At 72.5% G+C, this 18,466-nt stretch carries 17 protein-coding genes and 1 pseudogene; 11 read left to right on the top strand and 7 right to left on the bottom strand.

All coding sequences use genetic code 11. The annotated features are described in order from the left end of the window. The first annotated feature begins 61 nt into the window (after nt 1-61). The 9 genes from AB0M99_RS06805 to gatB all read left to right on the top strand — a co-directional run bounded on the left by AB0M99_RS06805 (nt 62) and on the right by gatB (nt 10,897). Complete coding sequence (locus AB0M99_RS06805; protein ID WP_365917579.1) at nt 62-406, top strand: DUF1330 domain-containing protein; 345 nt, start codon at nt 62-64, stop codon at nt 404-406. A 288-nt stretch (nt 407-694) separates the two neighbouring features. Continuing rightward, a complete protein-coding gene (locus tag AB0M99_RS06800) occupies nt 695-1,384 on the top strand; it encodes an SDR family oxidoreductase (RefSeq protein ID WP_365917578.1) in 690 nt (229 codons plus the stop codon). After that, nucleotides 1,381-2,364 (top strand): methionine synthase, encoded by a 984-nt coding sequence (locus AB0M99_RS06795; RefSeq protein WP_365917577.1) that lies wholly within the window; start codon nt 1,381-1,383, stop codon nt 2,362-2,364. The genes AB0M99_RS06800 and AB0M99_RS06795 overlap by 4 nt, the downstream gene beginning before the upstream one ends. Nucleotides 2,365-2,394: 30 nt before the next feature. Next, complete coding sequence (ligA, locus tag AB0M99_RS06790) at nt 2,395-4,596, top strand: NAD-dependent DNA ligase LigA (protein WP_365917576.1); 2,202 nt, start codon at nt 2,395-2,397, stop codon at nt 4,594-4,596. A gap of 388 nt (nt 4,597-4,984) precedes the next feature. Then, nucleotides 4,985-7,174 (top strand): bifunctional diguanylate cyclase/phosphodiesterase, encoded by a 2,190-nt coding sequence (locus AB0M99_RS06785; protein WP_365917575.1) that lies wholly within the window; start codon nt 4,985-4,987, stop codon nt 7,172-7,174. Nucleotides 7,175-7,327: 153 nt separating this feature from the next. Continuing rightward, nucleotides 7,328-7,624 (top strand): Asp-tRNA(Asn)/Glu-tRNA(Gln) amidotransferase subunit GatC, encoded by a 297-nt coding sequence (gene gatC, locus AB0M99_RS06780; protein WP_030030671.1) that lies wholly within the window; start codon nt 7,328-7,330, stop codon nt 7,622-7,624. A gap of 5 nt (nt 7,625-7,629) precedes the next feature. Further along, nucleotides 7,630-9,126, top strand: a complete 1,497-nt coding sequence (gene gatA, locus AB0M99_RS06775) for an Asp-tRNA(Asn)/Glu-tRNA(Gln) amidotransferase subunit GatA (protein ID WP_365917574.1) — start codon at nt 7,630-7,632, stop codon at nt 9,124-9,126. After that, entirely contained in the window at nt 9,123-9,368 is a 246-nt protein-coding gene (locus AB0M99_RS06770; protein WP_365917573.1) for a hypothetical protein, read from the top strand. The genes gatA and AB0M99_RS06770 overlap by 4 nt, the downstream gene beginning before the upstream one ends. A 38-nt stretch (nt 9,369-9,406) precedes the next feature. Beyond that, nucleotides 9,407-10,897, top strand: a complete 1,491-nt coding sequence (gene gatB / locus AB0M99_RS06765) for an Asp-tRNA(Asn)/Glu-tRNA(Gln) amidotransferase subunit GatB (protein ID WP_365917599.1) — start codon at nt 9,407-9,409, stop codon at nt 10,895-10,897. 92 nt (nt 10,898-10,989) lie between these two features. On the opposite strand, the gene AB0M99_RS06760 is transcribed toward gatB, so the two are convergent. The 4 genes and pseudogenes from AB0M99_RS06760 to AB0M99_RS06745 all read right to left on the bottom strand — a co-directional run bounded on the left by AB0M99_RS06760 (nt 10,990) and on the right by AB0M99_RS06745 (nt 13,095). Next, nucleotides 10,990-12,219, bottom strand: coding sequence for an NPCBM/NEW2 domain-containing protein (locus AB0M99_RS06760; protein WP_365917598.1), 1,230 nt, complete (start codon nt 12,217-12,219; stop codon nt 10,990-10,992). Then, nucleotides 12,168-12,275: pseudogene (locus tag AB0M99_RS06755) on the bottom strand (DUF397 domain-containing protein); the annotation flags it as partial. The pseudogene AB0M99_RS06755 and the gene AB0M99_RS06760, both read right to left, overlap by 52 nt. Next, complete coding sequence (locus AB0M99_RS06750; RefSeq protein ID WP_365917572.1) at nt 12,272-12,796, bottom strand: DUF5753 domain-containing protein; 525 nt, start codon at nt 12,794-12,796, stop codon at nt 12,272-12,274. The gene AB0M99_RS06750 and the pseudogene AB0M99_RS06755, both read right to left, overlap by 4 nt. Continuing rightward, on the bottom strand, nt 12,793-13,095 hold the full coding sequence (locus tag AB0M99_RS06745) for a helix-turn-helix transcriptional regulator (protein ID WP_365917571.1): 303 nt from the start codon (nt 13,093-13,095) through the stop codon (nt 12,793-12,795). Before AB0M99_RS06745 ends, AB0M99_RS06750 begins: the two co-directional genes overlap by 4 nt. Before the next feature lie 145 nt (nt 13,096-13,240). Between AB0M99_RS06745 and AB0M99_RS06740 the strand changes: the two genes are divergently transcribed. Then, the gene (locus AB0M99_RS06740; RefSeq protein ID WP_365917570.1) at nt 13,241-14,026 is read left to right on the top strand and encodes an alpha/beta hydrolase; all 786 of its coding nucleotides are present in this window, start codon (nt 13,241-13,243) and stop codon (nt 14,024-14,026) included. On the opposite strand, the gene AB0M99_RS06735 is transcribed toward AB0M99_RS06740, so the two are convergent. After that, the gene (locus tag AB0M99_RS06735; protein ID WP_365917569.1) at nt 13,992-14,594 is read right to left on the bottom strand and encodes a GNAT family N-acetyltransferase; all 603 of its coding nucleotides are present in this window, start codon (nt 14,592-14,594) and stop codon (nt 13,992-13,994) included. The genes AB0M99_RS06740 and AB0M99_RS06735 overlap by 35 nt on opposite strands. Beyond that, nucleotides 14,591-16,663, bottom strand: a complete 2,073-nt coding sequence (locus tag AB0M99_RS06730; RefSeq protein ID WP_365917568.1) for a penicillin acylase family protein — start codon at nt 16,661-16,663, stop codon at nt 14,591-14,593. Before AB0M99_RS06730 ends, AB0M99_RS06735 begins: the two co-directional genes overlap by 4 nt. 62 nt (nt 16,664-16,725) lie before the next feature. Here AB0M99_RS06730 and AB0M99_RS06725 point away from each other — a divergent pair, with 62 nt between their 5' ends. Continuing rightward, a complete protein-coding gene (locus AB0M99_RS06725) occupies nt 16,726-17,478 on the top strand; it encodes a siderophore-interacting protein (protein ID WP_365917567.1) in 753 nt (250 codons plus the stop codon). A gap of 68 nt (nt 17,479-17,546) precedes the next feature. On the opposite strand, the gene AB0M99_RS06720 is transcribed toward AB0M99_RS06725, so the two are convergent. Further along, nucleotides 17,547-18,047: a DinB family protein gene (locus AB0M99_RS06720; RefSeq protein WP_365917566.1), complete on the bottom strand. Its 501-nt coding sequence runs from the start codon at nt 18,045-18,047 to the stop codon at nt 17,547-17,549. Nucleotides 18,048-18,466: the final 419 nt, after the last annotated feature.

The raw sequence follows: 18,466 nt of genomic DNA, 5'->3' as shown, positions 1-18,466 counted from the left end.
CCATCGGCGGGACACCATGGGACCGGCAACAAGCCGAGCCGACGGGGAAGAAGAGGCCGACATGACCGCGTACGCCATCGCCCACATACGACCCGGGACGATGAACGGGGACATCCTCCGCTACATCGAGGAGATCCAGGCCACCATGGACCCCTACGAGGGCCGCTTCCTCGTCCACGGCCGAGAGGTCGAGGTCAAGGAGGGCCCCTGGCCCGGCACGGTCGTCCTGATCGGCTTCCCGGACATCGAGCGGGCCCGCGCCTGGTACGACTCGCCCGCCTACCGGGCGATCCTCCCGCTGCGCACGGACCACATCGCGGGCGAGGTCATCCTCGTCGACGGAGTCCCGGCCGGCTACGACGCCTCGAAGACGGCCGCGGCCCTGCGCGAAGCCGCGGGTCTCTGACGGACCCCGCCGGCGTCCTCGTGGACCCGGACCGCAAGGTTCTGCCGTCCTTCGCGTGGGAGGCACCCTCCGACGCCATGCGGACCGTGCGGCGGCGCCCGCGCTGCTGCGGCGCGCCCGGCCGGAGCCGCCGCGGCGCCCCCCCCACCAGGCGCGGCCGACGTATGGGACCAGGTCCGGGCGCGGTACGCCGAGGGCGGTCCCGGACCGCTGACCGCCCGAACCCGGCGCACCACGGCGGCGGTACCGCGGGGCCTGCGCGGGCTGACGGGGTGCGAGCATGGCGGTATGGCTACTCATCTGATCACCGGTGCCGGATCCGGCATCGGCGCGGCCGTCGCGGCCCGCCTGCACGCCCGCGGCGACGACCTCGTGCTCCTCGCCCGCGACGCCGCCCGCGGCAAGCAGCTCGTCGAGCGCTACCCCGGCGCCCGCGCCCTCGTCGGGGACCTCGCCGACCCGGACCGGCTCTCGTGGGCCTTCTCCAAGCAGGCGGTCCCGGAGCGGATCGACTCGCTCCTGCACATCGCCGGGATCGTCGACCTCGGTCCCGTCGGCGAGCTGCGGCCCAAGACCTGGCACCAGCAGCTCAACGTCAACCTGATCGCCCCCGCCGAGGTGACCCGGCTGCTGCTGCCCACCCTGCGGGCCTCGCACGCGACCGTCGTCTTCGTGAACTCCGGCGCCGGGCTGCACGCCCACGCCGACTGGAGCGCCTACGCGGCCTCCAAGCACGGGCTCAAGGCCCTCGCCGACTCCCTCCGGGAGGAGGAGAAGCCCAACGGCATCCGGGTGACCTCCGTGTACCCCGGCCGCACCGCCAGCCCCATGCAGGCCAAGGTCCACTCCCAGGAGGGCAAGGAGTACGACCCCACCGCCTGGATCGACGCCGAGTCCGTCGCGACGACCATCGTCATGGCCGTCGACCTGCCCCGCGACGCCGAGGTCAACGACCTCTCCGTCAGGCCCGGCCGGTGACCGCGAGCGCGACCGGCGTCGGCTCCCTCCCGGGCGGCGACGCCCGCGAGGCCGCCAAGACCGTCACCGGCTCCTTCGAGGAGTTCCCGTACCTCGCCGAGCTGCCCGCCCGGGGTCCCGGCGCGGACATGATCGGCCGCTCGCTCGGACTGCTCGTCGACATGTACGCGCACGTCGAGCCCAGCGGCTGGCGCATCAGCGACCGGCCCGGTCGGGACACCCGGCGGGCCCGGTCCTGGCTCGGCGAGGACCTCGACGCGCTGGAGGAGTTCACCCAGGGCTACACCGGCAGGCTCAAGGTCCAGGCCGTCGGCCCGTGGACCCTGGCCGCCGCCCTCGAACTGCGTGGCGGCGAGGCCGTGCTCCAGGACGCCGGCGCCTGCCGGGACCTGGCCGGCTCCCTCGCCGAAGGCCTGCGCGAGCACCTGGCCGACGTGCGCAAGCGCATCCCCGGCGCCGAGGTCGTGCTGCAGTTGGACGAGCCCTCGCTCACGGCCGTACTGCTCGGCCGGGTGCGCTCCGCGAGCGGGTACCGCACGTACCGCGCCGTCGACCGGCAGGTCGTCGAGGGCACCCTGCGCGAGCTGTTCGCCGTCCACGACGGGGACGTCGTCGTCCACTCCTGCGCCCCCGAGGTGCCCTTCGGGCTGCTGCGCCGGGCCGGCGCCGCGGGCGTGTCGTTCGATTTCTCCTTGCTCACCGAGCGCGAGGATGACGCCATCGGGGAAGCCGTCGAGGACGGGGTGAAGCTCTTCACCGGAGTGGTGCCGGGCACCGACGGTCTGTTGTCAGACCCTGCCGGTAGCGTCATGGGTGTCAGGAAGCTTTGGCGCAGGCTGGGACTGGCTCCGGGGAGTCTGGCGGAGTCCGTCGTGGTCACTCCGTCGTGCGGTCTGGCGGGCGCTTCGCCCGCTTATGCCCGCGCGGTGCAGGCGCACTGCGTCAGGGCGGCGAGGTCGCTCGCCGACAACCCTGAGTGATGGATGAGACGGGTCACGGGAGGACACGGCATGGCAGCCGAACAGCAGGACACGGCCGTACCGGTGGCGGTGCGCGAGCAGCACGCGCTGCTCGCCGAGCAGATCGAGGAGCACCGCTTCCGGTACTACGTGAACGACCAGCCGGTCGTCAGTGACGCCGAGTTCGACAAGCTGCTGCGCTCGCTGGAGGCGCTGGAGGAGCAGTACCCCGAGCTGCGCACGCCCGACTCGCCCACCCAGAAGGTGGCCGGGGCGTACGAGACGGACTTCGCCTCCGTCGAGCACCGCGAGCGGATGCTCTCCCTCGACAACGCCTTCGACGACGAGGAACTGGCCGCCTGGGCCGAGCGCGTGGCCCGGGACGCGAACACCTCCGACTACCACTACCTCTGCGAGCTGAAGGTGGACGGCCTCGCCGTCAACCTCACCTACGAGAACGGCCGCCTGACCCGCGCGGCCACCCGCGGCGACGGCCGCGCCGGTGAGGACATCACGCCCAACGTCCGCACCATCGCGGAGATCCCGGACCGCCTCAAGGGCGACCGGATCCCGGCCCTGGTCGAGATCCGCGGCGAGGTCTTCTTCCCCATGGAGAAGTTCGAGGAGCTCAACGCCCGCCTGGTCGAGGCGGGCGACAAGCCCTTCGCCAACCCGCGCAATGCGGCGGCCGGTTCGCTGCGCCAGAAGGACCCGAAGGTCACCGCCACGCGCCCGCTGCACATGGTGGTGCACGGCCTCGGCGCCCGCGAGGGCTTCGAGATCGACAAGCTCAGCCACGCCTATGAGCTGCTGCGCGAGTGGGGCCTGCCCACCGCCAAGCACAACAAGGCGGTGACCTCGCTCGCCGAGGTCCGGGAGTTCATCGCGTACTTCGGCGAGAACCGGCACTCGGTCGAGCACGAGATCGACGGCGTCGTCGTCAAGCTCGACGAGATCCCGCTCCAGGGCCGGCTCGGCTCCACGGCGCGCGCCCCCCGCTGGGCCATCGCCTGGAAGTACGCCCCCGAAGAGGTCAACACCAAGCTGATCAACATCAGGGTCGGCGTCGGCCGTACCGGGCGCGTGACCCCGTACGCGCAGGTGGAGCCGGTGACGGTGGCGGGCTCGGAGGTCGAGTTCGCGACCCTGCACAACCAGGAGGTCGTCAAGGCCAAGGGCGTGCTCATCGGGGACACCGTCGTGCTGCGCAAGGCGGGCGACGTGATCCCCGAGATCCTCGGTCCGGTCGCGGACCTGCGCGACGGCAGCGAGCGGGAGTTCGTCATGCCCGCCGAGTGCCCCGAGTGCGGGACGGCGCTGCGGCCCATGAAGGAGGGGGACATCGACGTCCGGTGCCCCAACGGCCAGACCTGCCCGGCCCAGTTGCGCGAGCGGCTGTTCTACCTCGGCGGCCGGCAGAGCCTGGACATCGAGAACTTCGGCATGGTCGCGGCGGCCGCGCTGACCGGCCCGCTGGAGCCGGCGCAGCCGCCCCTGCTCGACGAGGGCGACCTCTTCGACCTCACCATCGAGCAGTTGCTGCCCATCAAGGCGTACGTCCTGGACCCGGACAGCGGGCTGCCCAAGCGGGACCCGAAGACGGGCGAGGAGAAGATCGTCACGGTCTTCGCCAACCAGAAGGGCGAGCCGAAGAAGAACGCCCTGGCGATGCTGGAGAACATCGCGGCCGCCAAGGACCGCCCGCTGGCCCGCATCATCAACGGCCTGTCGATCCGTCACGTGGGCCCGGTCGCGGCGGAGGCCCTGGCGCGCGAGTTCCGCTCCATCGAGCGGATCGAGCAGGCCACCGAGGAGGAACTGACGGCCACCGAGGGCGTCGGCGCGATCATCGCGGCCTCGCTCAAGGAGTGGTTCGCGGTCGACTGGCACCAGGAAATCCTGCGCAAGTGGCGGGCGGCCGGTGTCCGGATGGAGGAGGAAGGTTCCGGCGAGGAGCAGGGACCGCGCCCGCTGGAGGGCCTGACCGTCGTCGTCACCGGCACTTTGCAGAGCCACACCCGGGACGGCGCGAAGGAGGCCCTGCAGAGCCGCGGCGCCAAGGTGACCGGCTCCGTCTCGAAGAAGACCTCGTTCGTCGTCGTCGGTGACAACCCCGGCTCCAAGTACGACAAGGCCGTGCAGTTGAAGCTCTCCGTCCTCGACGACGCGGGCTTCGCGGTCCTGCTCGAACACGGCCCGGACGCGGCGCGCGAGGCGGCGCTCCCGGTGGACGGCGACGCCGCGGCGGAGTAATACCGGTAGAGGGACTCGCCCCGGGGGAGTAGCGAAGGCGAACGGATGCGTGGCGTGCGGCCGTACGGGCGGGCGCACGCCAGGCGCGAGCAGCGGTGGTAAACGGCTGGTGGAAGGCTGTCGGCAGGGCGGTGACCTGTCGGATCATCGGACGGGTGACAGTGGGGTGTTGGTCCAAACTCACCCGTTCGGCGGATACCGTACTGATGAGGATGGCTGGGTCGCATTCGGGCAACCACCGCCGACCGCTGCCCTTGGGAGCCTCCCGCGTCCTACTGTTGAGGGGTGCGCCAGTCGTGCACGGCAGCGGGACGCGATTCCGGCCGTGATGGCATGACATCGGTGCCATCGCGTGGCATCGGCACCGCCGGCTGTGAGAGGGACGGGCATGAAACCCACCGAAAGCGCCGACCCGTCACCAGATTTCGGCGGGGAGCTCCCGTCCATGCGGACGGGCCGGCTCGGTGTCCTGGGTTCCAGGACGCCGGACACCCGACCGCTCGACACCGCAGTGGGCGCGGGCGGACCGGGCCAGCGCACCGTGCTGCCCGTCGCCGTCGTGGCCCTGTCCGCCGTGGTGCTCGCCGTCGGCGTCGCCACGGCCCTGAGCAACCGTCACGCCCTGTTCCCCGGAGGCACGGTCGGCTGGGCGCTCGCGCTCCTCACCGGCGTCATCGTCGGCCACCTCGTCGCGCTCGGCCGCGACCGCTGGTGGGGCGGCACCGGATCGGGCGCCGCGCTCACCCTCGGCGTGCTCGTCCTCTACGGATGGATCCCCGCCGGGCTCGTCTCGCTCGCGGTGGTCACCCTGGTCGGCGCCGCCCGCCGGCACCGCTGGCGCCAGGGGCTGCTGCACGGCTCCACCGACATCCTCGGCATCGGCGCGGGGGCCCTGGTCCTCACCGCCTTCGGCGAGGCTCCGAGCGTCGAGACCCCGTGGAAGCCCACCACCTGGGAGCTGGACGCGGTGCCCGAGGTCATCCTCGTAGCCGTCTCCTACCTGCTCGTCACCCGTGTGCTGCTGTGGATGGCGCTGGCCCCGCGCGGCGGCGGGCTGCCCACCGTGGCCCGCACCGCACTCGTCCGCCAGGCCCTGGTGGCCGTCGCCCTGCTCGGCATCGCCCCGCTGATCTGCGTCGTCGCCGTCGCGCAGCCGGTGCTGCTGCCGCTGTTCGCCGTACCGCTGATCGCCCTGGACTCCACCCTGTGGATCGCCCGGGCGCGCGCCGAGGAGCAGCTGCGGGATCCGCTGACCGGGCTGCCGAACCGGCAGTGGCTGCTGGAGCGCGCCTGGGCCGCTCTGGACCAGGCTGAACGTTTGGGCACCCGGTCTGCTCTTGTGCTGATCGACCTGGACCGCTTCCGTGCGGTCAACGACACCCTGGGCCACCTCGCCGGGGACCGGCTGCTCCTGCAGATCGCGGACCGGCTGCGCGCCGCCCTCCCCGAGGACGCGGAGGCGGCCCGCCTCGGCGGCGACGAGTTCGCCGTACTGCTGCCCGTGGCCGACTCGACCACCAGCGCCCAGCGGGTCGCCCGGAACCTGGTGGCGGAGCTGAGCTCACCGCTGGACCTGGACGGCCTCACGCTGGTCCTGGAGGCCAGCGCCGGGCTCGCCGTCTTCCCCGACCACGCGCTCGACGCGGAAGGGCTGCTGCGACGGGCCGACGTGGCGATGTACCAGGCGAAGCGGGACCGCACGGGCGTCGAGGTCTACGAGTCCAAGCGTGACAGCAACACCCCCGACCGCCTCGGCCTCCTCGGCGACCTGCGCCGGGCGCTGGACGCGGGCGAGGTGGAGCTGCACTACCAGCCGAAGGTGCGGTTCGACGGCCAGGTGGCCGGCCTGGAGGCGCTCGTACGGTGGGTGCACCCCGAGCGGGGGCGGGTCTCGCCGGACGAGTTCATCGCCATCGCCGAGACCTCGGGGCTGATGCCGCACCTGACGGAGTACGTACTGGAGACGGCGCTCGCCCAGGTGGCCCGCTGGCGGGCCCAGGGCCTGAAGGTCCCGGTGGCCGTCAACGTCTCGCCGCGCGACGTCCACACCCCCGGCTTCGCCGGGGCGGTCGCCGCGCGGCTGGCCCGGCACGGGGTCCCGGCGAGCGGCCTCCAGCTGGAGATAACGGAACACGTCCTGCTGGAGGACCCCCAGCGGGCGGCGGACACCATGGCGGGCCTGACGGGCCACGGCGTGAAGATGTCCCTGGACGACTTCGGTACCGGCTACTCCTCGCTGGTGCACCTGCGGCGGCTCCCGGTCAGCGAGCTGAAGATCGACCGGTCCTTCGTGGCCCGGCTCGCGGTGGACGCGCAGGACGCGGAGATCGTCCGCTGCACGGTGGACCTCGCGCACTCGCTCGGCCTGCTGGTCGTCGCCGAGGGCGTCGAGGACGACGAGACGTGGGAGCGCCTGCGGGACCTGGGCTGCGACGCCGTCCAGGGCTGGCTGGTGGCCGCCGCGATGCCCCCGCAGGAAGCCACGGCCTGGCTGCTGGCCCGCGGCGAGCGCGGCTGGCGCCGCCCGGCCGACATCACGGCCGAACTCTCGGCCGCCGCGGAGGCCGACGCCGTCTGACTCCGCCGGGGGCGCCCCCCCGGCGGGGCTGGATTCGGCCCCGCCGCGCAGCGGTCGCGGCCGGGTGGCGGCAAACCGTTTCGTGGTGAGCGGGCCCGGCCCCATAGGATTGGGCCCGAAACCAACATCCACCCACCCCCAGAGGATCGCTGCATGCCTGGCATTACGCGCGAGGAGGTCGTCCACCTCGCTCGGCTGGCGCGCCTTGAGCTGTCCAGCAACGAGCTGGATCACTTCGCCGGACAGCTCGACGACATCATCGGAGCGGTCGCCCGCGTCTCCGAGGTCGCCGACCAAGACGTCCCGCCGACCTCCCACCCGCTGCCGCTGACGAACGTCATGCGCGCGGACGAGGTCCGTCCGTCGCTCACCCCCGAGCAGGCGCTTTCCGGCGCTCCCGCCCAGGAGCAGCAGCGTTTCAAGGTGCCGCAGATCCTGGGGGAGGACTAACAACCATGACTGACCAGATCATCAAGCTCACGGCCGCCCAGACTGCCGAGAAGATCGCCTCGGGCGAGCTCACGGCCGTCGAGGTCACCGAGGCCCACCTGGCCCGCATCGACGCGACCGACGAGAAGGTCCACGCCTTCCTGCACGTCGACCGCGAAGGCGCCCTCGCCCAGGCGGCAGCCGTCGACGCCAAGCGCGCGGCCGGCGAGAAGCTCGGCCCGCTGGCCGGCGTCCCGCTCGCCCTCAAGGACATCTTCACCACCGTCGGGGTCCCGACCACCGTCGGTTCGAAGATCCTCGAAGGCTGGATCCCGCCCTACGACGCCACCCTGACGCGCAAGCTGAAGGAAGCCGACGTCGTCATCCTCGGCAAGACCAACATGGACGAGTTCGCCATGGGGTCCTCCACCGAGAACAGCGCGTACGGCCCCACCGGCAACCCCTGGGACCTCACCCGCATCCCCGGCGGCTCCGGCGGCGGCTCCGCGGCCGCGCTGGCGGCCTTCCAGGCCCCGCTCGCCATCGGCACGGACACCGGCGGCTCCATCCGCCAGCCCGCGGCCGTCACCGGCACGGTCGGCGTGAAGCCCACGTACGGCGGTGTCTCCCGCTACGGCATGGTCGCCTTCTCCTCCTCCCTCGACCAGGGCGGGCCCTGCGCCCGTACGGTCCTGGACGCGGCCCTCCTGCACGAGGTCATCGCCGGGCACGACCCGATGGACTCCACCTCCATCGACGCCCCGGTCCCGCCGGTCGTCGAGGCGGCCCGCAACGGCTCCGTCGCCGGCATGCGCGTCGGCGTCGTCAAGCAGTTCGCCGGCGAGGGCTACCAGGCCGGCGTCGTCCAGCGCTTCAACGAGTCGGTGGAGCTCCTCAAGGATCTCGGCGCCGAGATCGTCGAGCTGGACTGCCCGTCCTTCGACCTCGCGATGGCCGCGTACTACCTGATCGCGCCGTCCGAGTGCTCGTCCAACCTGGCCCGCTTCGACGCCATGCGCTACGGCCTGCGCGTCGGCGACGACGGCACCAAGTCCGCCGAGGACGTCACCGCCCTGACCCGCGAAGCCGGCTTCGGCGACGAGGTCAAGCGCCGCATCATCCTCGGTACGTACGCGCTCAGCTCCGGCTACTACGACGCGTACTACGGCTCCGCCCAGAAGGTCCGCACGCTCATCACCCAGGACTTCGAGAAGTCCTTCGAGCAGGTCGACGTGATCGTCTCCCCGACGACCCCGACCACCGCCTTCGCGATCGGTGAGCGCACCGACGACCCGCTGGCGATGTACCTCGCGGACCTGTGCACGATCCCGACCAACCTGGCGGGCAACTCCGCCATGTCGCTGCCCTGCGGCCTGGCTCCGGAGGACGGCCTCCCGGTCGGGCTGCAGATCATCGCCCCGGCGATGAAGGACGACCGGCTGTACAAGGTCGGCGCCGCCATCGAGGCGGCCTTCGTCGAGCGCTGGGGCCACCCGCTGCTTGAGGAGGCACCGTCGCTGTGAGCACCAGTGCACTGTCCAAGGCCAAGGGCTTCAAGAAGTCCAAGTCCGGTACCTACCTGTCGATCGGCACCACCGCCTTCGGCGCCTTCAGCGTGATCAAGCAGGCCAGGAAGGCCCGCACCGAGCACGACACGCTGAAGCTGGTCGACGCCGTCGTGTCCGCCGCCGCCATCGTCACCGGTCTCGCGATCCTGTACCGCGAGCTGAAGCGCCTGGGCGACGACGACGTCCTGCTGGGCTGAGAGGGAAAAGTTTCACCGTGAGCACCTACACCGAACTGATGTCGTACGAAGACGCCCTCGCGTCGTACGACCCCGTCATGGGCCTTGAGGTCCATGTCGAGCTCGGCACCAAGACCAAGATGTTCTGCGGCTGTTCCACCGAGCTGGGCGCCGAGCCCAACTCGCAGACCTGCCCCACCTGCCTCGGTCTGCCCGGCTCCCTCCCGGTCGTCAACGCGATCGGCGTGGAGTCCGCCATCAAGATCGGTCTCGCGCTGAACTGCGAGATCGCCGAGTGGTGCCGTTTCGCCCGGAAGAACTACTTCTATCCGGACATGCCGAAGAACTTCCAGACCTCCCAGTACGACGAGCCCATCGCCTTCAACGGCTACCTGGACGTCCAGCTGGAGGACGGCGAGATCTTCCGCGTGGAGATCGAGCGCGCCCACATGGAGGAGGACACCGGCAAGTCGCTGCACGTCGGCGGCGCCACCGGCCGTATCCACGGCGCGTCCCACTCCCTGCTGGACTACAACCGCGCCGGCATCCCCCTCATCGAGATCGTCACCAAGCCGATCGAGGGCGCGGGCGTACGGGCCCCCGAGGTCGCCAAGGCGTACGTCGCCGAGCTGCGCGAGGTCATCAAGGCGCTCGGCGTCTCCGAGGCCCGCATGGACAAGGGCCAGATGCGCTGCGACGTGAACCTGTCGCTGCGCCCGACCCCCGAGTCCGAGTTCGGCACCCGCAGCGAGACGAAGAACGTCAACTCGCTGCGCTCCGTCGAGCGCGCGGCCCGCTTCGAGATCCAGCGCCACGCGGCGGTGCTCTCGTCGGGCGGCTCGATCGTGCAGGAGACCCGGCACTTCCACGAGGAGGACGGCTCCACCACGGCCGGCCGCATCAAGGACAACGCCGAGGACTACCGGTACTTCCCGGAGCCCGACCTGGTCCCCGTGGCCCCGGCCCGCGACTGGGTCGAGGAGCTGCGCGCCGGTCTGCCCGAGATGCCGCGCGTGCGCCGCAACCGCCTCCTCCAGGAGTGGGGCGTCACCGAGCACGACATGCAGTCGATCCTCAACGCGGGCGCGGTGGACTCCATCGTCGCCACGATCGAGGCCGGCGCCGACTCGACCGCCGCCCGCAAGTGGTGGATGGGCGAGCTGGCCCGCAACGCCAACGAGCAGGGCGTCGTCGTCGACGAGCTGCCGATCACCCCGGTCCAGGTCGCGCGCGTCGCGGCCCTGGTCGCGGCCGGCGAGCTGAACGACAAGCTGGCCCGCCAGGTCCTCGAAGGCGTCCTCGCCGGCGAGGGCACCCCGGACGAGGTCGTCGAGAAGCGCGGCCTCAAGGTCGTCTCGGACGAGGGCGCGCTGGGCGCGGCCGTCGACGAGGCCATCGCGGGCAACGCGGGCATCGCCGACAAGATCCGCGGCGGCAAGATCGCGGCCGTCGGCGCGCTGGTGGGTGCGGTCATGAAGACCACCCGCGGCCAGGCCGACGCGGCGCGCGTCAAGGAGCTCATCCTGGAGCGCCTGGGCGTCTCCGAGTAGTCGCTCCCGCCACTGCCGAACGCAAGAGCGGCCCCGCACCGGTTCTCCGGTGCGGGGCCGCTCCTGTGTCCGGCCGCGGCAGCGGCCGCGCGTCAGCGCTTGAGCGTGGGGGAGGCCAGGACGATCGGGCCCAGGCCGCAGTTGCGTGCGGGGTCCAGGTAGGCGATCTTCAGGCGCCGGCCGTTCGTGACGTCGAGGGACAGCGGCTTGGGCGATCCGACCCGGACGTCGCCGGACCACAGGGGCGAGCCGTCCACCGTCACGTTGATCCGGGCCGCCGCGTGCGTCGAGGAGTCGTCGACGCCCGCGACCATGGTCAGGGTCTTCCAGCCGCCGCCCAGGTCGTACTCCGCCGAGCCGTCGCAGATCTTGTAAGGGCCGGAGGAGACCAGCGCGGTGTCGTAGTGCTGGTTCGAGAGCGTGCCCTTGCCCGTGTCGAGCCACCCCATCTCGCTCTTGGCGACCGGCAGGGTGGTGAGCGAGACACCGTCGGCGGCGGGGCCCTGGGGCGGGCCCGACGTCTCGTTCGATCCGTTCCCGTTCCCCTTCGCGTTGTCGCTCCCGGCCGCCTTGCCGCCACCGGCGTCCTTGTCCGCCTTGTCGCCGAGCAGTTGTACGCCGGCCACCGCGAGCGCCGCCAGGACCAGCACCCCCGCCACCGCGCCGATCACCTGTCGGGGCCGCCGCCGGTCCGCCGCGGGGGGCGCTGCCAGGGGTGCTGCCGGCGGCGGGAACGGGGGCGGCGCCGGGAGCGGGACGGCGTCCTGGACGTCCCGCTGTGCGGAGATCACGGCCGCGCGGACGTCCCGTACCCAGGCGGTCAGGCTCAGCGGCCGCTGCCCGGGATCGCCCGCGCAGAGCGCGACGACCCGCGCCCGCCGCTCGGGGTCCAGCGCGGCGATCTGCGGCAGCTCGGCCATCGCGTCGGCCAGCAGCCCCGGTGTGGCGGGCGGGGACTGCCCGCTCAGCAGGAAGTAGGCGATGGCCCCGAAGGCGTACCGGTCCGTGCCCGGCGTGCGCCGGCCGTCGAAGACCTCGGGAGCCGCGTAGCCGGGGGTGAACCACACCTCGGCCGTCCGGTGCTCGGCGGTGAGCTTGCTGAGGCCGAAGTCCACGAGCGTGGCCTGGCCGTGGGCGTCGACCATGACGTTGCCGGGGGAGAGGTCGCCGTGGATCACCTGGCGCCCGGACGGGGTCAATGGGAAACCGGGCCGCCGAGGAAGGCGGTCCAGGCGGCGGGCGTCACGGTCATGACGGGCCCGTCGCTGACCTTGGAGTCCCGGAGGTGCACGGCCGCGGGGTGCGCGGCGACCTCGACGCAGTCGCCGCCCCCTTCGGTGCTGTAGCTCGACTTGAACCAGGCCAGTTCGTGGGTCATGACTCTCCTAGCAGGGCGTCCAGCAGGCCCTTGCTGTCCTCGAAGGAGAGGGCCTGGTTCCGCAGCATCCCATACTTGAGACTCACCGGATGGACCTCCTCGGGGTCGTCCAGAAGGAAGCTGACCTGATGGCCTTCGAGGTAGACGAGTTGATCGTGATCGCTGGTCTCCAGCAGCACCATCGGACCGGACAAGCCTGCGTGAGTTTGGCGACCCGTGGGCATGACCTGTAGCCCTAGGAAGGGGAGTTCGGCCAACTCGCGGAGGTGTACTAGCTGAGCCCGGAGCACTTCCTTCCCACCGAGGGGGCGTTCGAGGACAGACTGTTCCACGATGTAGTGCATCATCGGCGGCCATGGTTTGCGCTGGAAGATGGCCTGACGGCGCAGCCGAGTGGCGAGTTCGGCCTCGGCCTCTTCCGGCGTGAAGGGCGGGTAGAGGCGGTTGAAGACCGCCACCGCGTACTCGGGGGTCTGGAGCAGTCCGGGGATGACCTGGCTCTGGTACGAGAACAGGCTCACCGCTTCCCGTTCGTAGGTGAAGAAGTCGATCGCGAACGCCGGGTACCGCTCGCGCTTCGGGACCTTCGCCAGGCCACGCTCAGCACGCCCCCGGTCCCGAACAATTCATCGAGCGTCGCCGCCATCCTCGGCTGGAGCAGACGGCGGCCCTGCTCCCTTGAGGCGATCGTCTCGGGGTCGGTGTGCAGGAGTTCGGCCAGGCTCGCCTGCGTGTACCCCGCCTGCCTGCGGAAGTGCCCGGCCAGAGTGCCGATGACCACCCAAGAGGCATTCCGGACCGGCTTGTTGGTGTACGTCATGCCGGTCACATCCCCCGGAGGCTCTGGGCTGACGCGCCGTCGACCCGTACGACACCCGTACAAGTGAGGGTTCTGTAGCGATCGCTACTTTAATCGGGTACGGTTCTTTCTGTAGTGACCGATACGAAATCCAGAGGGGGGACCCATGTCCAACACCTACGCCCGCACCGTCCGCACCGGCAGCGGCGGCCCCGGGCTGCTGCTCGCACACGGCGGAGGCGGCTCCGTCGAGACCAACTTCGGGACGGTCCTGGACGCGCTCGCCGCCGAGTACAGCGTCGTCGGCGTCGACTACCCCGGCACCGGCGGCACCCCGCGCGCCGAGAAGCCGCTGGAACTGGACGAGCTGGCGGGCCAGTTGGTCGCCGCGGCCGACGCCGAAGGGCTGGAACGGTTCGCCGTGCTCGGGTACTCGCTCGGCGGGAACGTCGCCGTGCGGATCGCCGCGCGGTACCCGGAGCGGGTCACCGCGCTCGTGCTCACCGGGACCTTCGCCCGGGCCGGGAACCGGCTGAACCTGATCGCCGACCTGTGGTCGGGGCTGGCCGCGCGCGGCGAGAGCGAACTGCTGGCCAGGCTGCTCGTGCCGCTCGCCTTCGGCCCGGCGGCGCTGGAGGGCCTGACCCCCGAGCAGGTCGAGCAGGTGGTGCTGGAGACCGCGGGATCGATTCCGCCGGGGTCCGGGGACCACGTCGACCTGATCAAGGGGGCGGATCTGCGCGCGGAACTCGCGCGGCTCGACGTACCGGCCCTCGTCGTGGCGACCACCGAGGACCAACTCGTCCCGCTCGCCCTCCAGCGGGAGCTGGCCGAGACCCTGCCGGGCGCGCGGCTGGTGGAACTGCCCACAGGGCACCTCCCCTTCGCCGAGCGCCCGGCTCAATGGGCCTCGCTGATCACGGAGTTCCTGGCTGCGATCCCGGCACGCTGAAGAAGAGGAGACGGGCCTGCTTCGCCGGAATGAAGACCTCGGGCAGGTCGATCTCGGGGAGCTCGACCTCCGGGCCGAGGGCGAAGCCGGTGCGCTCCAGGCGGGCGATGGCCTTGGTGTTGCGGGCGTCCGGCTCGGCGATCACCCGGCGGACGGTGGGGTCGGCGAACACGAACGCCATGAAGGCGACCAGCAGGTTCGAGGTGAAGCCGTGCTCGGCCGCGGCCCCGGCCGGGCCGATCAGCAGGTGTACGCCGATGTCCCCGGGCAGGACCTCGTAGCACTCGCTGACGCGGTCCTCGGCGCAGTCGTACGTCTGGAAGAGCGCCACCGGCTCGCCGTCGCGGCCGATCATGAACGCGTGGTGGGTGGTGCGGCGGTCTACGTCCTCGTAGATCTCCTGGACCAGTTCGCGGCTCGCCTCACCCATGCCCCAGAAGCGGGCCCGCTCCTCGGTGACCCAGCTGTGGATCAGGGCGGAGTCGGCGGCGGGGTCGACGGGGGTGATGGTGACCGTGCCGAACCCCTCGACGAGGTGGCTGTGCACGGGCTGCCTGGTGGAGATCATGCGGATTCCTTGGTGAGGCGGGACCAGTCGGTGACGACGGGGACGAGTTCGCAGCGTGCCCAGAGCGGGAGCTGGTCGCGGTGGTGGGGGGTGCCGGTGACGCCGTCCGCGCCGAGCGGGACCGCCCACAGGCTGTCCTCGCGGCGGGCGAGGTCCCATACGTAACGGGCCGCCGACGCGCGGGCGGTGAGGTCGGTGAAGCCGGGTACGGAGGAGGTGGCGTTCACGCAGTCGTGGTCGCCGCCCAGGCCCGGCCAGGTGGCGTCCGGATCCGGCACCGCCTGCCAGGGGGTCAGGCGGTGGACCTCCGACCAGGGGGTGTCGGGGGTCTGCGCGGCGGCCGTCGCCTCCAGGGCGGCGCGGACGTGCGCGGCGCGGTCCAGCTCGGGCAGGAGGGAGGTGGTGAGCAGGCCCTCCAGGGCGTAGCCGATGCGCGGGACCAGGTACAGCCAGGGGTGGAACACCTCCGGCCCGGCGGGGGCGCCGACCAGCTCCGCGAAGACCGGGTCGGCGGCGAAGCGCCGTACGGTCGCGGTCCGGAAGGCGGAGAAGACGGTGGCGTCGGCACTGTCGGCGTCCATGTGCCGGTCCCAGGCGAGCAGTCGGGCGCGCAGCGCGCGGCCGGCCGGGGTGAGGCCCTCGGGCGCGGGCAGCAGGGCGAGCAGCGGCCCGGCCGAGGCCAGGTACGTGTCCCGGTGTACGTCGGCCATCGCCTTCGGGGACCAGTCCGCCGAGCCGGAGAGCAGCTCGCGGATGCGGTTGGCGCGGTGCGGGGGCGCGAACTCCACGCCGAGCGGCGAGGCGATCCCGCGGGCGTTGGCCATGACGGCGAAGCCCTGCACGGGCTCGGCGGGGGTCTCGGCCCAGCCCTGCCAGGCGTACTGCGGGTCCCAGGCGGGCACCGGGTGCAGGCGGTTGGCCGGGTGGCGCAGCGGGACGGCGCCGGCGACGCGGTGCAACAGGCCGCCCTCGGTGTCGGCGGCGTGGACCACGTTGACGGGTTCGGCCCAGCCGTCGAGGGCGGCGTCGATGTCGGCGACGGTACGGGCGCGCAGCAGCGCGGGGAGGGAGGCGAAGCCGAGGTCCCGGCGGACGCGCGGCGGGTAGCGCAGCGAGAGGGTGCGGGCGGTGCCGTCGGCCGCCTCCTGGGTGATCACCGGGCCGCGCGGGGTCTCCAGCACCTCCACCTCGACGGGGGCGGCCCCGGCGACGGTGATGGTCTCGGTGTGGTGGTGGACGGGCTCCCAGGCGCCGTCGGGGCCCAGCGCCTCGGTGGCGGCGCCCTGGCCGCGCAACTGCTCGACGTACAGGTCCTGGTAGTCGGCCATGGCGTTGGTGATCGCCCAGGCGGCGGTGCCGGTGTGGCCGAAGTGGGCGAGGCCGGGGATGCCGGGGACGGCCAGGCCGAGGACGTCGTACTCGGGGCAGGCGAGGCGTATCTGCTGGTAGACGCCCGGGTCTTCGATGAAGCGGTGCGGGTCGCCCGCGATGATGGCGGCGCCGGTGGTCGTGCGCTCGCCCGGGACCAGCCAGCCGTTGCTGCCGGCGGTGCCGGGGCCGTCGGTGGCGAAGAGGGTGACGGCGTCGTCGCCGAGGGCGCGGGCCACGCGCTCGCGCCACAGCTTGGTGGCGAAGCCGGCGAAGAGGATGTGGGTGGCGATCCAGACGGCGAGGGGGACCCAGGGGTCCCAGGGCGCGGGGGCGTGCGTGACGCGGTCGTCGCGGCGGGCGCCTTCGGCCAGGCCGTCGTTGACCCCGTCGACGTAGGCGCGGACCCAGGCGGCGGTCTCCGGGTCGTCGCTCTCCAGCGCCTCCCAGCAGCGCCGGGCGGTGTCGTCGAGCCGGCTCTGGCGGGCGAACCGGTCCCAGGTCACGGAGTCGGGGCCGAGGATCGAGGCGCTGGTGCCCTGGGCGCGGTGGCGCTCGACCTCCAGCTGCCAGGCGCGGTCCACGGCGGTCGTGCGACCCTGGGCGTAGGAGAGTTGGAGCGCGTCGGGGGCCTGGACATGGGGGATGCCCCATTCGTCCCGGTAGAGCTCATAGACGGCCGCGTTGCTCACAAGGCTCACACTCTTCCCCAAGCGCGTTTAGGTTAGGCTGACCTAACTATAAGGGGAAGGGTGGGATGCACATGGGCGTCGGTACCGGCGTCGTGAAGGGCTGGGAGGGCGTGGTCCTCAAGCTCATGCGGGGCAAGGACTTCACGTTCACGGTCACGGGGGCGGAGCAGGTCACGGAGCACTACCGCCGGGTCCACCTGTCGGACGGCGGACTCCTCGCCGCGGCGGGGGAGTCGCTGCACCCGACGATGTGGGTGCGGCTGTGGTTCGCGGGCGACGGCAAGCCGCACCAGCGGGCGTACACGCTGGTCGACCCGGACCCGGCCGCGGGGACCTTCTCGATCGAGTTCGCCCTGCACGACGGGGTCGCGAGCGACTGGGCGCGCGGCGCGCGGGCGGGCGACACCGTGGAGGCCACCGTCCAGGGCACGGGGTTCGAGAGCCCGGAGCCGGCGCCCGCGCGGCTGCTGGTGGTCGGTGACCCGGCATCGCTCCCGGCCATCAACTCCCTGCTGGACGCCCACCCGGACACCCCGGCGACGATCTGGTTCGAGACGCAGCACGCCTCGGACGCGGAGCTGCCCGTACGGCTGGACCCCGAACGGCACGAGATCCGCCGTGTGGTGCGGGGCGGGGACGTGTCCCTGAGCGAGCGGGTACGGGCCGAACTGCCGGGCCTGGTGGACGACCCGGCATCGGCGTACGTCTGGCTCGCCTGCGACACGGTGACCACGCGCGCCCTGACGGCGTACCTGCGCAAGGACCTGGCCCTGCCCAAGGCCCGGGTGAACGCGCTGGGTTACTGGCGGCCCACCGCGGCCTGAGGCCGGCCGGGCCGGTGGGGGGTGGCGGCTCGGGTGGCTGTGGCGGCTCGGGTGGCGTCCGCGGCGGGTCAGGCGCCGGTGGCGCCGTCGATGGCCTCGCGGAGGAAGTCCGCGTGGCCGTTGTGGCGGGCGTACTCGTGGATCATGTGCAGCATGACGAGGCGGAGCGAGGCGTCCTCCTCCCACTTCGCGACGTGGGCCGTCACCTCCAGGGACTCGGCGGCGGCCTCCACCTCCCGGGCGTGCGCCACCTCCGACTCCCACGCGGCGAAGGCCTCGGCGCGGGTCGAGTCGGCGGCGTCGTACGCCGCCTGGAAGTCGTACGTGTCCGACCACAGGTGCGGGACGTCCGCGCCGCCGATGGTCCGGCGGAACCAGTGGCGCTCGACCTCCGCCATGTGGCGCACCAGGCCCAGCAGGGACAGCGTGGACGGCGGCATCGAGGCGCGGCGCAGCTCTTCGTCGCCGAGGCCCTCGCACTTCCAGGCGAGGGTGGCCCGGTGGTAGTCGAGGTACGCGCGCAGGGTCTCGCGCTCGTCCCCGGTCAGGGGAGGTCCGATGCGTTCCATGGACGTGATCTTGCCTCGTCCCTCCCGGCCGGGGGAAGACGTCCGCCGCAGCCGCCCCCCGAGACGCACGCCCCCGGCCCCCGGTCCGTGCCGCCCACCCTGCTCCCCGCGGCCCTCATCCGCGCCCCCACCGCAGCGGCCCCCGCATCCCGCCAGGCCCCCCGGCCCCGGCCTGCGCCCCGTTGGGCCACCGTCCCCCGGAGCCCGCGCCGGCCTGCGCCCCGCCCCGGCTTGCGCCCCGGCCTGCACCCCGCCCCGGCCTGCGGCCTGTGCCGGCCTGCACCCCGCCCCGGCCTGCGGCCTGTGCCGGCCTGGGGCCTGTGGCGGCCTGCGGCCTGTGCCGGCCTGCGCCCCGCCCCGGCCTGCGGCCTGTGGCGGCCTGGGGCCTGTGCCGGCCTGGGGCCTGTGCCGGCCTGGGG

The organism is Streptomyces sp. NPDC051183, assembly GCF_040682455.1.
Classification (GTDB): Bacteria; Actinomycetota; Actinomycetes; order Streptomycetales; family Streptomycetaceae; genus Streptomyces.
Note: the sequence above shows the minus strand (reverse complement) of the source record. Positions and strands in the feature narration are given on the sequence as shown.